This is a genomic window from Neisseria mucosa, from assembly GCF_013267835.1.
Lineage (GTDB): Bacteria > Pseudomonadota > Gammaproteobacteria > Burkholderiales > Neisseriaceae > Neisseria.
Window position 1 is genome coordinate 356,664 of the sequence record NZ_CP053939.1, and the last position, 15,998, is coordinate 372,661.

A 15,998-nucleotide genomic window follows, 5' to 3' on the forward strand; every position below is an offset into this window, starting at 1 on the left:
AATTTCGGCTTTGAAATGAATAATGTGTGGGATTGTAGGTTTAAAATCGAGGAAGAACAAGACGGGCTAAACGCATTAATTGAATGCTTTTATTGAAACGTATTTCTGTTGAAAGTAAAATTCGAAGCTTCCACCTGTTTCTGACATTTCTACTTGAGGAGAATATCATGTCTAAAACCATTATCCATACCGACAAAGCCCCTGCCGCAATTGGCGCATACAGCCAAGCAGTCCGCGCAGGCGATACGGTTTATATGAGCGGTCAGATTCCTTTGGATCCGGCTACGATGACTGTGGTCGGTAATGGCGACTTCCGCGCCGAAGCCGTGCAAGTATTTAAAAACCTGCAAGCCGTAGCTGAAGCGGCCGGCGGTTCTTTGAACGATATCGTCAAACTCAATGCTTATTTGACCGATTTGGCCAACTTTGCCGTGTTTAATGAAGTGATGGCTGAATTTATCGAGCAACCTTTCCCTGCGCGCGCGGCAGTTGGCGTGGCCAGCCTGCCTAAAGGCGTTCAGGTTGAAGCGGAAGCAGTATTGGTTTTAAACGCATAATTGATGTTTCAGACGGCCTGGGCTGGGCTTGAGGCCGTCTGAAAATAATAACAACGGAAAACAATAATAATGGCACATTACGCAATCGGAGACATTCAAGGCTGCTTTGACGAGCTGACTTTGCTGCTTGCCAAAATCGGCTTTAATCATGGTACGGACACCCTTTGGCTGGTCGGCGATATTGTCAATCGCGGTCCGAAGTCATTGGAAACCCTGAAATTTGCCAAAGAGCACGACAGCAGTGTGCAAATGGTTTTGGGTAATCATGATTTGCATCTTTTGGCCGTCGGTTGCGGTGAAGGAACGCTCAAGCGCAGCGATACGGTTGAGCCGATTTTGACCCATCCCGAGAGTCAATCCCTATTGGACTGGCTGCGTCATCAACCGCTTTTGGTGCGCGGCAACAGGCATGTGATGGTGCATGCCGGTATTTTGCCGCAATGGTCGGTTGATAAGGCCGAAAGCCTTGCCCGTGAAGCCGAGGCTGAATTGCAAGGTAAAAAATACAGGAAATTTTTTGGCAAAATGTACGGCAACAAGCCGACTGCGTGGACGGATGATTTGACAGGCTACGAGCGCCTACGCATGATTGTCAATGTCTTTACCCGTATGCGTGCGCTGACGTACAAAGGCGAATTGGATTACGAATATAAATCCACTTTGAAGAAAATGCCGCTTTACCTGCGCCCTTGGTTTAAAGCGCCTGATAGACAGAATTTGGATTATATTACCGTGTTCGGGCATTGGTCGTCATTGGGCTACGTTAACACAGACCAAGTAATTGCTTTGGATACCGGCGCGTTGTGGGGCGGAGAGCTGACAGCGGTCAATTTGGATACCAACGAAGTGATACAGGTACCGTCGTTGGGCGGATTGGACTGGAAAACGGCATTGAAATAGTTTGGATAAGATGAAAGGCCGTCTGAAATGTTTCAGACGGCCTTTTTGTATTGGTTAATCCAAAGAAGGCAGGAGTTTTCCCGGATTCATGATGCCGTAAGGGTCAAGCTGATTTTTGATGGCATGCATCAGAGCAAGTTCGGCCTGTGTGCGCACTCGGGGCAGCCAATGTTTTTTGATGATGCCTACGCCGTGTTCGGCGGCAATCGTGCCGTGGCAGGCAAGGATGTTTTCATAAACAATGGTATTGACGGCGTCTTCGTATTGGTAGGCTTCGTTGCTCAATACGTTGGGCAGGAATGTATTGTAATGCAGGCTGCCGTCGCCTAAATGTCCGAAGCAGACAATTTGTATGCCGGGAAAGTGGGTTTCCAAGGCAGGCGCGCATTGGCGGACAAAAGCGGCTACTTGGGCGATAGGGACGGCGATGTCGTGTTTGATGCTGGTGCCGAGTTTGCGTTGGGAAGCGGAAATATTTTCACGCAGGGTCCACAAATCAGCGCGTTCTTGCTCGGATTGCGCCAAGATGCTGTTTTCCCATCCGTTTTGATAGAGAAATTCGGCAAGCTTTTCATCCAAACCTGCGTCGGGAACAGAGTCGGCAAGTTCAATCAAAATATGCCATTCTGCATCGGCAGGCTTTTTGAGTTGGCTGAATTCCGAAGATAAATCGAGGGCAAAGCGGCTAATTAGCTCGAAACTGGTCAAGCGTTCGGCAAAATGGCCTTGAACAGCGGTCAAAAGCGAGACGGCAGATTCAATATCATCTAGGCCTACCCATGCAGTCGCTTTGGTTTTGGGCTGGGCAAAGAGTTTGAGTGTGGCGGCGGTAATGATGCCTAATGTTCCTTCGCTGCCGATAAAAAGATGGCGCAAGTCGTAGCCGGTCGTGTTTTTGTGTAGGGGCTGAAGGTGGGAAATCAGTTCGCCGTTGGGTAAAACGACTTCCAAACCCAATACCAAATCACGCATGCTGCCGTAACGCAAGACATTCAAACCGCCTGCATTGCAGGCGATATTGCCGCCGATTTGGCAAGAGCCTTCGCTGGCAAGGCTGAGCGGAAACAGTCGTCCGGCTTCGGCTGCCGCCTTTTGAGCATTTTGCAAAATCACGCCGGCCTCAACCGTCATGCTGTTGTCGGCAAGATTGATATCACGGATGCGGTTGAGCTTGGAGAGGTTGAGCAGTACGCCTTCGTTGGTTACCGTCGCGCCGCATAATCCGGTATTGCCGCCTTGCGGGGTGACGCGGATGCGGTTTTCAAAACAGAAACGCATGATTTTCTGCACACTTTCGACAGAGTTCGGCTGTAAGACAATATCCGGAGAAGAAGTAAAACGGCGGCGTTGGTCGTTTAACAAGGCCGGAGTGGCTTCGATGATTTCAGTGGCAGAAAGAAACGCTGCAAAACGGTCGTGAAGGTGCATGGCGGTCAGACGGAAATATTGGGAAGGGAAGATGAAGGAATGTAAAAAAGCAGGATACGCAATGGTATCCTGCTTTTTTTATATTCAAAAGAATATTATTTAGCAGCTTCAGAAGCGGCAGAAGCAGCGGCATCAGTAGCAGACGCAGCAGCTTCAGTAGCAGAAGCAGCGGCTTCAGTAGCAGAAGCAGCAGCTTCGGTAGCGGCAGAAGCAGCGGCATCAGCAGTAGAAGCAGCAGCTTCAGTAGCAGAAGCAGCGGCTTCAGAAGCAGCAGAAGCGGCAGTTTCAGCAGCTTTATCAGCACCGCCACAAGCGGCCAAAGCTAAAGACAACAAAGCAGCAGCGAACAGAGATTTTTTCATTTTTAAGAACCTTTTTTAAATCGATTTAAACTAAAAATAGCCGTCAGACGGCCTATACAGTAGAAATTCATTGCTGAATTTTTCAATATTATGCCCCACGGGATAGGTCAATGCAACGTTGCGTAACCGTTTGCCGGCTAAAATCAATACGAAAATAGTGAAAATAATGTAAATCATATTGGCGCGCGAAAAATCATCTAAAAATATTCATTATTAATGAAGATTTTAAAAATATATTGTATTCAATGGTTTGTGTATTTTTATTTGTTATTGGTTTTAAGGGTTTGGAATGTTTTTGCTTTGGGGAAGTTTTTTGTAATTTAATCACTTTGTGTTGTGAAAAAGCAACTTCTGCGTATTGAAATCATTTGATTTTGCTTTTTTATATAGGCTTTTATCTTTTTGTCGCATTTGCACGGGGTATTTATTAAAGCAAGCCGATTGTTTGGTTGCGGCTGTGATAGAATAACTGTAACGTAACTTTTAAATATTGATTAAGGACGGCATGATGTCTATTGTTAAAAATTCCGTAGTTTCCCTGCATTATGAAATGTACGATGCCAACAACCAGCTGTTGGACAAAACCGAAGAGCCGATTGCTTACCTGCATGGCGGTTATGACGGTATTTTCCCTTTGGTGGAAGAGGCGTTGCACGGCAAAAATGTAGGCGATACCGTCGAAGTGGCTTTGTCGCCCGATGATGCTTTCGGCGAACAAGATCCTGAGTTGGTGCGCATTGAAGATGTCAGCGTGTTCCCTGTTGAAGTAGAAGTCGGCATGATGTTTGAAGCCGATGATCCGGAAACCGGCGATGTATTAATTTATCGTGTAACCGATGTTGCCGACGGCAAAGCCGTGGTGGACGGCAACCATCCTTTGGCCGGTATGAAAGTATTGTTCAAGGCGACTGTTGAGGGTGTGCGCGATGCGACCGAGGAAGAAATTGCCCACGGTCACGTACACGGTCCGCACGGTCATCACCATCACTAATCAGGCTTAACGCATGATAAAGGCCGTCTGAAAAGGAATGAAATCCTCCTTTTCAGACGGCCTTTAAGTTTTTACAAGACAGATAAATAGGAAATTTTGGCTCAGGTCAAATCAAGCGGGGAAATATGGGGTTTGTTTGAGACTACAATGAATTACATATCACGGTGCGGCAGAATCTGTATTAAGATTCAGATATTGGTAAAACAGGCAGAATACAATGAGTGAAACATTGGAGCAGCAGGCGGTGCAGGCCGGTATTGATTTAGGTTACCACGACATCAACGGCACTTATCATGTGACCAAAACGGAAGTTTTGGAATCGATTGTCGCTATTTTGGATAAAAGCAAACCGGATTCAGACGGCCTTTATTTGAATACGATGGTTGCGCATGAAAACGGCGAAGAATCTTTACAGATGCCGTCTGAATTTCATGGCGCTGAAGCGGTCGTATTGATTGATGAAGCAAATAAATGTCAGACCTTGACTTTGTATCCGGGCGACAACGATACGCTTTGGATTAAGCTGCCCCAACTGGCTTGCGGTTATTACACCTTGTCGGCCGAGACCGGCGGCAAAAGTTGCCTTGTGCGCCTGATTGTTGCGCCTGAATCGGTTTATCAGCCTAAACTGCTTGCCAATGGCGGACGGATGAATGGTTTGACCATGCATTTGTACAGCCTGCGTTCTGAGCGCAACTGGGGCATAGGCGACTTTACTGATTTGCTGAACCTGATGAAATATGCGGCGGAGAAAAAGCTGGATTTTGTCGGTATCAACCCTTTGCACGCTTTGTTTACCAGCAAGCCCGCCTTTGCCAGCCCGTATAGCCCTTCTTCGCGCGAATGGCTCAATCCGATTTATTTGGATGTTGAGAAGGTCGGTGCGTTCACTTATAACGAGCAACTAAAAAACTGGCTGGCACAACCGAAAATCCGTCAGCGCATCGCTGCTTTGCGTATCACGGAAACGGTGACTTATACAGCGGTTTGGGCATGCAAGCGTGATGCGCTGCACATGGCGTTTAACGCGTTTGAACAAGATACCTGCGAAGCCGCGGAAAATGAACGCGCTGTATTTGAAGCTTTTGTATTAGAAAAAGGCAAGGCTTTGCAGGGCTTCGGTTTGTTTGAGGCTTTGGACCAGTATTACAGCCGTCCCGGACAAGTGGGTTGGCAGTCATGGCCGTCTGAATTTCATCAACCCGATGGCGAAGCGGTAGAAAAATTCGCGCGCAGCCATGAACGTGAAATCCGTTTTTATATGTGGCTGCAATGGCTTTGCGCGGAGCAGTTGCGCGAAGTCAACCAAGCCGCTGCCGAATACGGTGTCAAACTCGGTATTTACGGCGATTTGGCAGTCGGCGTGGCGCGCGGCAGCGCGGATACTTGGTTAAACCGCCAAGATTATTGTATGGACTTGTCAGTCGGCGCGCCGCCCGATCCTTTGGGGCCGACAGGGCAGAATTGGGATTTGCCGCCACTTAATCCGTTGATGTTGAAGCATACGGGCTATGAAAAATTTGCCCATCTGTTGCGCGAAAACATGCGTCTGTATGGCGTATTGCGGATCGACCATGTAATGGCATTGTGTCGTTTGTGGTGGGTATTAAACGGTAAAACGGCGGATTTCGGCGCGTATGTGCATTACGATGCCGAAGTGATGTTTGCTATTTTGGCGTTGGAAAGCCGGCGCAACCGTTGCGTCATCATCGGCGAAGATTTGGGAACGGTACCTGACGAAGCCCGCCATCTGCTCAACCGCTATCAGGTGTTCTCGTACAAAGTAATGTATTTCAGCAAGGGCTGGAACGGTTTCCAATTGCCGGAAGAATACCCCGAGCAGGCGATTACGGTCATCAGCACCCACGATGTTGCGCCCTTGGCAGGCTATTGGACAGGCAAAGATTTGGATACGATGTTCAAACTCGGTACTCTGCCTGATGCAGCCGCTTTTCAGACGGCCTTGGATGAGCGCGAACACGATAAAGCCGATTTGCTGGATAAATTGAAAGAAACCGGCTGTCTGGGTGCAGACGTACAAATGCCGGCAAAAGCCGATGAAACCTTGTTGGCGGCTTTGCACAAATACGGCGCATTGAGCCGCAGCAAGCTTTACGCCGTACAACTGGAAAACCTGCTGGGCGTCATTGATAATCTGAATGTCCCGGGTGTAACCGAAGGCTATCCGAACTGGGCGCAAAAAATGCCGGTTTCTTTGGAAGATTTCCTACAACACCGCCTCATGGGCGGCCAACTTGCCATTATTGACGAGGTACGCATGAAAACAAACAGCCAAATCAAGACTTATCATGAACTTGACCAAATCGAGCGCGATACGGTCGAAAGCCTGTTTCTTGCCACCCATAGCGATGTGTTCGCTTATCTGGGACGACACCGCCTTCCAGAGGGTGATGAAGTAGTACGCGTTTTGATTCCCGGCGCAGTAAGCGTGGATATTGTGAACCGCCGCAGCGGCGAACTCATCGTGCCGTCTGAAAAAATTGATGAACGCGGTTTCTTTGTGGCCGTCTTGCCCGATGATGCGCCCGATTACGCTTTGCGTATCCGTTACACCGAAGACACCGAGCCAGTGATTGAAGAAGACCCTTATCATTTCAGCTCTGCGTTGCAAGACATGGATTCCTGGCTGTTGGCCGAAGGCAAACACCTGCGTCCTTATGAGACTTTAGGCGCGCATTTTGCCGAGTTGGACGGCGTGAAGGGCGTACGCTTTGCCGTCTGGGCGCCCAATGCGCAACGCGTTTCCGTTATCGGCGAGTTCAACAACTGGGACGGCCGCCGCCATGTGATGCGTTTCCACCGCGACAACGGCATTTGGGACATCTTCATTCCTGCCGTCAAACTCAACGCCCTCTACAAATTTGAAATCCGCGATGCCAACGGTAATGTACGTGAAAAAGCCGACCCGTATGCTTTCGGTGCGGAACTGCGCCCGACCACGGCATCTATCGTGCGCGGTTTGCCTGACGAAGTGGAAGAACCGGCCTTCCGCGCCCGTGCCAATGCCATTGATGCGCCGATCAGCATTTATGAAGTACATTTGGGTTCGTGGAAGCGCAATCCGGAAAACAATTACTGGCTGACTTACGAACAGCTGGCCAAAGAGCTGGTGGCATACGTCAAAGACATGGGCTTTACCCATATCGAGTTCCTGCCTGTTTCCGAATATCCGTTTGACGGCTCATGGGGCTATCAGGCAACCGGATTGTATGCGCCGACCAGTCGTTTCGGTTCGCCGGAAGAATTGCGCGCATTGATTAAAGCCGCGCACGACGAGGGCATCAGCGTTATCCTCGACTGGGTGGTCGGCCACTTCCCGACCGACGACCACGGCCTGGCCAAGTTTGACGGCACCGCGCTGTACGAACACGCCGACCCGCGCGAAGGCTACCATCAAGACTGGAACACCTTGATTTACAACTTCGGCAGAAACGAAGTGAAAAACTTCCTGCAAGGCAACGCCCTGTATTGGATAGAACGTTTCGGCTTCGACGGTATCCGCGTTGACGCGGTTGCTTCCATGATTTACCGCAACTACTCGCGCAAAGACGGCGAGTGGATTCCGAACCAATATGGCGGCCATGAAAACCTTGAAGCCATCGCTTTCCTGCGCGATACCAACACCATGTTGAAAGAGGAAGTTCCGGCTGCGACTGAAATCGCCGAAGAGTCTACTTCATTTGCCAATGTAACCCGTCAAGAAGGTTTGAACTTCAGCTTCAAATGGAATATGGGCTGGATGAATGATACTTTGCGTTACATGATGGAAGATCCCATCAACCGCAAATATCACCACAACAAAATGACCTTCGGCATGATGTACCAGTACAGCGAAAACTTTGTTCTGCCGCTTTCACACGATGAAGTCGTGCACGGCAAACGCTCGCTGCTCGGACGTATGCCCGGCGACTGCTGGCAGCAATTTGCCAACCTGCGCGCCTACTACGGCTTTATGTACGGTTTCCCCGGCAAAAAACTTTTGTTCATGGGCAGCGAGTTTGCGCAAGGCCGCGAGTGGAACTACAACGAAGGGCTGGATTGGTTCCTGCTGGAGCAAGAGGGCGGCTGGCACAAAGGCGTGCAAGACTTCGTACGCGAATTGAACCATGTCTATAAAGACACCGCGCCGCTTTACCAATTGGACCAATGGCCGGAAGGCTTTGAGTGGCTGGTCGCCGACGATGGTAATAATTCCGTATTCGTCTTCGAGCGACGCGACCGCGAAGGCAACCGCGTTATCGTTATTAGCAACTTCACGCCTGTGGTGCGCGAAGGCTACCGCTTCGGCGTGAATTCTGCCGGCGAATACCGCGAAATCCTCAATTCGGACGACCTGCATTACAAAGGCAGCGGCGTTTCTGCCGGCGCAACGGTGGAGACAGAAGAAGTTTGGTCGCATGGCAAACCAAATTCCCTGTCTGTTACCGTACCACCGTTGGCAACCGTTTACCTGTATCAGGCGGCAGTCAAAGACGAAGCGTAAATCAACTTTGAGGGTGGGCATCATGCCTGCCCAATCAGCTGAAAATTAAAAGATAGTGGTATAAATATGACTCAAGGCCGTCTGAAAGATTTTCAGACGGCCTTATATTGGACACGAAACCAAATACATACCAAGGAATCATTCTATGTCTGCCAAATCATGGCATATCGAGGAAGGCAAGCCTTATCCCATGGGCGCGACCCTGACAAGCAAGGGCGCGAATTTTACTTTGTTTTCCATCAATGCCGAAAAGGTCGAATTGTGTCTGTTTGATAAAGATAAAGAAACCCGTTTGGAGATGCCTTCGCGGCGCGGTTCGGTATTTTACGGATTTGTGCCGGACGTTAAGGCAGGGCAGCGATACGGTTTCCGCGTGTATGGGCGTGAAAACGCAGAATACGGCTCATGTTTCAACCCCAATAAATTGCTGATTGACCCGTATTCCAAAAAAATTGACGGCAAACCAAACTACCGTAACGCCGAAGAAATGGCATGGTTCAGGCCGGAAGATGAACGCGACAATGCCGCCGTTGCGCCCAAAAGCGTCGTGGTCGGACGCAGCCGATTCAATTGGGCCAAAGATTGCCGTCCGGAAATACCGTGGGGCAAAACCGTTATTTATGAAGCCCATGTCAAAGGGTTGACCAAGCAATTCCCCGATTTGAAGTACGCAGGCACTTATAAAGCTTTGTGCGATAAACGGGTTTTAGCCTATTTGCAAGAATTGGGGGTAACGACGGTCGAGCTGCTGCCGATTCATTATCATCTGGATGAATACCATCTTCAGCAGATGGGTTTGAGCAATTATTGGGGCTACAACACTTATTCCCATTTTGCCGTCGAACCGTCTTATGCCGACAATCCCGAACGTGCGGCGGCGGAATTTAAACAAGCGGTCAAAGCCCTGCATCAGGCAGGTTTGGAAGTGATTTTGGATGTCGTGTACAACCACACGGCCGAGCAGGACGACAAAGGCCCGATGCTGTGTCAGCGCGGTATCGACAACACCTTATGGTATTGGCACACCCCTTACGGCAATTATGAAAACTGGTCGGGTTGCGGCAATACGCTCAATATTGTCCGACGCGACGTTACCCGTTGGGCGGCAGACAGCCTGCGCTATTGGGCGGAAGAGTTTCATATCGACGGCTTTCGTTTCGATTTGGGAACCGTATTGGGACGCGAGCCTGATTTCCAATCGTACGGCCGTTTTTTCCAAGTCCTGTATCAAGACCCGGTTTTGGCCGGTTTGAAGCTGATTGTCGAAGCATGGGACATCGGCGAGGGCGGCTATCACTTGGGTAATTTCCCGCAACCTTTTGCCGAATGGAACGGCCGTTTCCGTGATGACATGCGCGCGTTTTGGTCATGGGAAAGCGGCAATTTGGGCGCATTTGCCGAACGCTTGGCCGGGTCGTCCGATATTTTCAACCATAGCGGCCGCCACCCGTCCGCCAGCATCAACTTCATCACTGCACACGACGGCTTCACTCTGCGTGATTTGGTCAGCTACAACGAAAAACACAACGAAGCCAACGGCGAAAACAACCGCGACGGGCATAATGAAAACATCAGCTACAACCACGGCGTAGAAGGCGAAACCGATGATGAAGAGGTGTTGCTCAACCGCGAATACACCTCCAAAGCGCTGCTTGCCTCCTTGTTTTTATCCAACGGTACGCCCATGCTTTTGGCAGGCGATGAGTTCGGCAACAGTCAGCAAGGCAACAACAACAGCTACTGCCAAGATAATCCGATTACATGGTTGGATTGGCAAAATGAGCCTCATGAGTTGCAAAATTACACTCAAGCGCTGATACGCGTACGCAGCCGAATCAAGCTGCTGACAGATGATTGCTGGTGGGAAAAAGAGCGTGTGCAATGGCTCAATGCGGACGGCAGCCCGATGACCGAATATTGTTGGCATAACAGGGGCAGTAAGGCGATTCAGGTTGTTTTGGACGATGAATGGCTGCTGTTGGTCAATGCCAAACGTAGTCGTCAGTTATTTAACCTGCCTCAAGGCAATTGGGAAATTTCTTGCGTACCATCTGAGAAATTTAATTACGAAGAGGCTGGAAAATGTGTTGTCGAACACATGGGGATTTGGGTTTTACATAAAACGAATTAAATGAAAACCAAGCCGTTATTGTGTTAACTCTTTGATATTTCGTCTGTATCCGTTGGGCCGAAGCTTGCATGGCATAAATGGAAATGCCGATGAGATGATGAGTGGTTTAATTTGTAATTAAATGTTTTATAAAGAAAAAATAATACGGAGTTGAATCTTTCAGTTATAATCCGTATCAAACCTGAAACAAACCTACCTATAAATTTTTCAGACGGCATTTATACTTCTTCAGGCCGTCTGAAAACTGAATGACGTTGTTTCTATAAACCATCAGGCGCGTTGTCCAAGTGCCTCAAATGAAAGAAAGGCTTCCATGGCTAAGCAAAAACTCCCCATCTCCGGCTACGATTACGTTATGCCCAAACCGGATGCAGAAACCATCCGCAAGTCCATTGTTTACAAGTTGATTTTCATCTTGGGCGTCGATCCTAAAGAAGCAACTTCACACCAATGGCTCAATGCCGCCATGTTGGCCGCACGCGACCTGATTGCCGAGGATTTCCTCAAAACACGCCGCGCCCACATCGACAACAGCAAACGCATGGTTTATTACCTGTCTATGGAATTCCTGCTCGGCCGTGCGTTTGTCAATGCGCTGATTAACGAAGGCGTTTATGCCGAGTTTGAAGAAGCCTTCAAGCAACTGGGCAAAGAATTTGCCGATGTCTGCGAACAAGAAGAAGATCCGGGTTTGGGTAACGGCGGTTTGGGCCGTCTGGCCGCCTGCTTCCTCGACTCATTGGCAACCCTGCGCATTCCTGCCATGGGCTACGGTATCCGTTACCAATACGGTATGTTCAAACAAGAAATCGTGGACGGCCAACAAGTCGAAAAACCCGATTTGTGGCTCGACCAAGATTTGGCATGGCAGTTTGCCCGTCCGAACAAACAATATTCCGTCCGTTTCGGCGGCCAAGTATTGAACTTGGGCAACAAAAAAGAATGGCAGCCGAGCGAAGAAATTTCCGCTTGGGCATACGATGAAATTATTCCGGGCTATGGCGGCGAATGTGCCAACCCATTACGCTTGTGGGCTGCACACGCAGGCAACCTGTTCGACCTTGCCGACTTCAACCGAGGCGACTATGCCTCTGCCGTTCGCGCACAAAACAGCGACGAAAACATCTCGCGCGTCCTCTATCCTAACGACTCTACCGATTCCGGCCGCGAATTGCGCCTGAAGCAAGAATACTTCTTGGTTTCTGCTTCCGTTCAAGATATTGTTGCACGCCACAAATGCCGTTTCCCAAGCATCCGCACGCTGGCGGACGAAGTCGCCATCCACTTGAACGACACCCATCCGGTACTCGCCATTCCAGAATTGATGCGCATCCTGATTGACGAAGAGGGCATCGAATGGACTGAAGCATGGAATATGTGCTGTAAGATTTTCTCTTACACCAACCACACATTGATGAGCGAAGCCTTGGAAACCTGGCAGGTTGACCTGATGGGCCGTCTGCTGCCGCGCCATTTGGACATCATCTTTGAAATCAACGCCTACTTCCTCAATGCCTTACGCGCCATCGGCAACTTCGACGACGACTTTGTCCGCCGCGTATCCATCATTGACGAAACCCACGGCCGTCGCGTCCGCATGGCATGGCTTGCCGTGATCGGTTCGCACAAAGTTAATGGCGTGGCCAAAATCCACTCCGATTTGATGACCACATCCATTTTCGCCGACTTTGCCAAAGTATTCCCGGAACGCTTTACCAACGTAACCAACGGCGTAACCCCGCGCCGCTGGATCAACATCGCCAACCCGGGCCTGACCAAATTCTTGGACAAACATCTGGGCAACGAAGACTGGCGTCTGCATTTGGACAACCTGACCAAGCTCAACGACAAAGTGGACGATGCCTCCGTACAGGCAGAATTCGGCGCAGTGAAAAAAGCCGCCAAAGAGCGCCTCGCCAAATACATCGAAACCGAGCTGGGCATCAAGGTTAATACCGATGCACTTTTCGACATCCAAATCAAACGTATCCACGAGTACAAACGTCAAGCGTTGAACGTGATGCATATCGTCGACCGTTACAACAAAATCCTAGAAAACCCGGATTTCGATTGGCAGCCGCGCGTGTTCATCTTTGCCGGTAAAGCCGCTTCCGCCTATTACATGGCGAAGAAAATCATCCGACTGATTAACGACGTTGCCAAAGTCATCAACAACGACACCCGTATCCGCGACCTGATTAAAGTTGTATTCATCCCGAACTACAGCGTCAGCCTCGCCCAAATCATCATCCCGGCCGCCGATTTGCACGAACAAATCTCACTGGCGGGTACAGAAGCATCCGGCACCAGCAACATGAAATTCGCCCTCAACGGCGCGCTTTGCATGGGTACGCTGGACGGCGCGAACGTCGAAATTTTGGAAAAAGTCGGCGCGGACAACTGCTTTATCTTCGGTAACACCGTCGAGCAAGTTGAAGAAATCCGCCGCAACGGTTACGACCCGTTGAGCTATATCGAGCGAGACAGCGACCTGCGCCGCGTCGTCAACCAAATCAGCCAAGGCACTTTCTCTCCGGAAGAGCCAAATCGCTACAACGACGTGTTGCAACCATACGGCGACTTCTATCAACTGATGGCCGATTTCCGCAGCTACATCGATACGCAATACAAAGCGGACGAACACTACCGCAACGTATCCGCATGGCGCAAATCAGCCTTGATCAACATTGCCAACATGGGCTTCTTCTCATCCGACCGCTCCATCGCCGACTACTGCCGCGATATTTGGTACATCAAACCATTGAGCGAAAAAGAATTGCCCGGCAAAAATTAAGCGTTGAGCAGATAGCGAGAGCCGATACATCGGAAAGGTGTATCGGCTTTTTTTATATTCGCTGTTTTGAATTGGATAACAAACTTAAAAGGCCGTCTGAAACCTTTCAGACGGCCTTTTGTTTCATTTGCTTTGAGTATCAATCAAGCAAGATTATTTTTCAGCTTCTTCAAAGCCGACGACTTCGAGGCCGAAGCCGGTTAGGCCGGTGAAGGATGACGGTTGGCCGAGGACGCGCAGTTTTTTGACGTTGAGACCGGCGAGGATTTGTGCGCCTATGCCGTAGCTTTTGCTGTCCCATTTGTAGGCTTGGTTGGCGCCTTTGGGCAGGGTGCGGTCGAGCAGGGTGGCGCCGTCTTCGGTGCGGTGCAGGAGGATGACGACGCCGCTTTCGGCTTGTTGGATGCGCTCAAGGGCTTTGGGCAGCGACCATGAGTGGCGCGGGTTGGTTTGGATGAAGTCCATGACGCTGAAGGGTTCGTGGACGCGGACGAGGGTTTCTTCTTCGGCGGAAGGTGTGCCTTTGACAAGGGCGAGGTGGGTTTCGCCGGAGAGTTTGTCAACGTAAACGTGTTGTTGGAACTCGCCCCACGGGGTTTGTACGGGCGCGTTGCCCATGTCTTCAAGCAGGCTTTCGGTACGGCTGCGGTATTCGATGAGGTCGGCAATGGTACCGATTTTGAGGTTGTGTTCTTCGGCGAACTTCATCAGTTCGGGCATACGCGCCATGGTGCCGTCGTCGTTGATGATTTCGCAGATGACGGCGGCGGGAATCAGGCCGTTCATTTGTGCCAGGTCAACGCCGGCTTCGGTGTGTCCTGCGCGGACGAGTACGCCGCCTTTTTGGGCACGCAGTGGGAAGATGTGGCCGGGTTGGACGATGTCTTCAGGTTTGGCGGATGGGGAAACGGCGGTTTGAATGGTCAGGGCGCGGTCGGCGGCGGAAATGCCGGTGGTGATGCCGTGGGCGGCTTCGATGGAGACGGTAAAGTTGGTGCCGTATTGCGCGCCGTTTTTCTGGGTCATCATGGGCAGGCCGAGTTTTTCGACCATTTCACCGTCCATCGGCAGGCAGACCAGGCCGCGTGCGTTTTTGATCATGAAGTTGATGGCTTCGGGGGTAACGAATTGGGCGGCCATCAGCAAGTCGCCTTCGTTTTCGCGGTCTTCGGCATCGGTGATGATGACCATTTTGCCGGCTTTGATGTCTGCTAGGATTTCGGGGATGGTGGAGATGTGGGACATGGTATTTCTTTCTTGGCTGATGGTGGGGGCGTGGCGGTCTTGGTGGTCTTGATCCAGCCACATGTCAGGCATATTGGCTGCCTGCTCGATTTTTCGGGCTTTTTTCTCGCCGAAAGATTTGTTTTTCAGCAGGGCGGACAGCTCGCCTTGGTTGATGGCGATGGCTTGGGCAAACTTGGTTTGCTGGCCGTTGTGGTGTTGTGTTATCCATTGCCGCAGGTTGTGGCGGCGCAGGTCGGTGGTATTCATGATGGGATGAAGTTGAATTGTGTGTAATGGATTGTAGTCTTGTCTTTACCAAAAGGCAAACTTTGTTTGTGGGAATTTTTATTACTTTTTGGTAATGAAATTTATTGTTTCAGACGGCCTGAATATGGCTTGAAATTGATGGTTTTGGGAGAATATGGGGAATGTTTTGATGATTATTTTAACGGGGGATGTTTGAAATGAAAATGTTTGGGCGCGGATTGACCGTGCTGGTGTTGTGTGCGCTGACGGCTGCGGGCGGCTGGTTTTATGCCCTGCATGGTCAGAACGAAGAACATCAGGTTTTGTCCCGTGAAGGGGTTTTGATGCAGATTAAGCAGATGAACCGCTTGGAAAGTACGGCGTTTTATATCGATACGATTATCCGTACGGAGAAAAAAGGGGATTGGCGCAGGCTGTGGCAGGATTCGCAAAGCGGTATTTTTATTGTGCGCGGTAAGGTGTTGGCCGGTTTGGACTTGGACAAATTAGGCGCGGACAATGTCAATATTGTGGATGACAAAGTCTTAATCAGCCTGCCGGCGGTGGAAATTTTGAGCGTGGATTTGGAAAATATCGAAGTGTACGATATTCAGACCGGCTCGTTTAATTTGCTGCCTATGGATAAGTCGGTATTTAAGACAGTGCAGGAAGAGGCGAGACGGCAGGTGTTGCAAAGCGCGTGTAAGGCTGAGATTTTGGAACATGCCAACCGTCAGGCGCAAATGCAGTTGGAAAACCTGTTTGCATTGACGCAGACGAAGGTGTCCGTCTATCCGGCTGCGGTAGGGAAGTGCGGTTAAATAGATTGCTTGCAAAGATAAGGCCGTCTGAAAATTT

At 50.1% G+C, this 15,998-nt stretch carries 10 protein-coding genes; 7 read left to right on the top strand and 3 right to left on the bottom strand.

All coding sequences use genetic code 11. From position 1 onward, the window contains the following. The first annotated feature begins 167 nt into the window (after positions 1 to 167). Both FOC66_RS01625 and FOC66_RS01630 read left to right on the top strand, forming a co-directional pair. Positions 168 to 557 (top strand): RidA family protein, encoded by a 390-nt coding sequence (locus FOC66_RS01625; protein ID WP_003746001.1) that lies wholly within the window; start codon positions 168 to 170, stop codon positions 555 to 557. A 69-nt stretch (positions 558 to 626) separates the two neighbouring features. Beyond that, positions 627 to 1,457 (top strand): symmetrical bis(5'-nucleosyl)-tetraphosphatase, encoded by an 831-nt coding sequence (locus tag FOC66_RS01630; protein ID WP_003746004.1) that lies wholly within the window; start codon positions 627 to 629, stop codon positions 1,455 to 1,457. Positions 1,458 to 1,511: 54 nt separating this feature from the next. Here FOC66_RS01630 and FOC66_RS01635 read toward each other — a convergent pair whose 3' ends face one another. Both FOC66_RS01635 and FOC66_RS01640 read right to left on the bottom strand, forming a co-directional pair. Then, a complete protein-coding gene (locus tag FOC66_RS01635; protein WP_003746006.1) occupies positions 1,512 to 2,885 on the bottom strand; it encodes an FAD-binding oxidoreductase in 1,374 nt (457 codons plus the stop codon). 95 nt (positions 2,886 to 2,980) lie between these two features. Further along, complete coding sequence (locus FOC66_RS01640; RefSeq protein WP_003746007.1) at positions 2,981 to 3,247, bottom strand: hypothetical protein; 267 nt, start codon at positions 3,245 to 3,247, stop codon at positions 2,981 to 2,983. A 508-nt stretch (positions 3,248 to 3,755) separates the two neighbouring features. On the opposite strand from FOC66_RS01640, the gene FOC66_RS01645 reads away from it, so the two are divergent. From FOC66_RS01645 to FOC66_RS01660, 4 genes are all read left to right on the top strand, one after another. After that, positions 3,756 to 4,238: an FKBP-type peptidyl-prolyl cis-trans isomerase gene (locus FOC66_RS01645; protein WP_003683125.1), complete on the top strand. Its 483-nt coding sequence runs from the start codon at positions 3,756 to 3,758 to the stop codon at positions 4,236 to 4,238. A 217-nt stretch (positions 4,239 to 4,455) separates the two neighbouring features. Next, a complete protein-coding gene (gene glgB, locus FOC66_RS01650) occupies positions 4,456 to 8,742 on the top strand; it encodes a 1,4-alpha-glucan branching protein GlgB (RefSeq protein ID WP_003746010.1) in 4,287 nt (1,428 codons plus the stop codon). A gap of 145 nt (positions 8,743 to 8,887) precedes the next feature. Continuing rightward, entirely contained in the window at positions 8,888 to 10,873 is a 1,986-nt protein-coding gene (gene glgX, locus FOC66_RS01655; RefSeq protein ID WP_003746012.1) for a glycogen debranching protein GlgX, read from the top strand. 313 nt (positions 10,874 to 11,186) lie between these two features. After that, the gene (locus FOC66_RS01660) at positions 11,187 to 13,667 is read left to right on the top strand and encodes a glycogen/starch/alpha-glucan phosphorylase (protein WP_003746014.1); all 2,481 of its coding nucleotides are present in this window, start codon (positions 11,187 to 11,189) and stop codon (positions 13,665 to 13,667) included. Between the two features lie 153 nt (positions 13,668 to 13,820). Here the strand turns inward: FOC66_RS01660 and ribBA are convergent, their stop codons facing one another. Further along, positions 13,821 to 15,161 carry a bifunctional 3,4-dihydroxy-2-butanone-4-phosphate synthase/GTP cyclohydrolase II gene (ribBA, locus tag FOC66_RS01665; protein ID WP_003746015.1) on the bottom strand — a complete coding sequence of 447 codons (1,341 nt, stop codon included), beginning with the start codon at positions 15,159 to 15,161 and terminating at the stop codon, positions 13,821 to 13,823. A gap of 188 nt (positions 15,162 to 15,349) precedes the next feature. On the opposite strand from ribBA, the gene FOC66_RS01670 reads away from it, so the two are divergent. Further along, on the top strand, positions 15,350 to 15,961 hold the full coding sequence (locus FOC66_RS01670) for a DUF4230 domain-containing protein (protein WP_003746016.1): 612 nt from the start codon (positions 15,350 to 15,352) through the stop codon (positions 15,959 to 15,961). Positions 15,962 to 15,998: the final 37 nt, after the last annotated feature.

Excerpts from the sequence above, each read along its gene's own strand:
- FOC66_RS01625 (WP_003746001.1), top strand. The coding sequence starts at position 168 with ATGTCTAAAACCATTATCCATACCGACAAAGCCCCTGCCGCAATTGGC.
- FOC66_RS01630 (WP_003746004.1), top strand. The coding sequence starts at position 627 with ATGGCACATTACGCAATCGGAGACATTCAAGGCTGCTTTGACGAGCTG.
- FOC66_RS01635 (WP_003746006.1), bottom strand. The coding sequence starts at position 2,885 with ATGCACCTTCACGACCGTTTTGCAGCGTTTCTTTCTGCCACTGAAATC.
- FOC66_RS01640 (WP_003746007.1), bottom strand. The coding sequence starts at position 3,247 with ATGAAAAAATCTCTGTTCGCTGCTGCTTTGTTGTCTTTAGCTTTGGCC.
- FOC66_RS01645 (WP_003683125.1), top strand. The coding sequence starts at position 3,756 with ATGTCTATTGTTAAAAATTCCGTAGTTTCCCTGCATTATGAAATGTAC.
- glgB (WP_003746010.1), top strand. The coding sequence starts at position 4,456 with ATGAGTGAAACATTGGAGCAGCAGGCGGTGCAGGCCGGTATTGATTTA.
- glgX (WP_003746012.1), top strand. The coding sequence starts at position 8,888 with ATGTCTGCCAAATCATGGCATATCGAGGAAGGCAAGCCTTATCCCATG.
- FOC66_RS01660 (WP_003746014.1), top strand. The coding sequence starts at position 11,187 with ATGGCTAAGCAAAAACTCCCCATCTCCGGCTACGATTACGTTATGCCC.
- ribBA (WP_003746015.1), bottom strand. The coding sequence starts at position 15,161 with ATGAATACCACCGACCTGCGCCGCCACAACCTGCGGCAATGGATAACA.
- FOC66_RS01670 (WP_003746016.1), top strand. The coding sequence starts at position 15,350 with ATGTTTGAAATGAAAATGTTTGGGCGCGGATTGACCGTGCTGGTGTTG.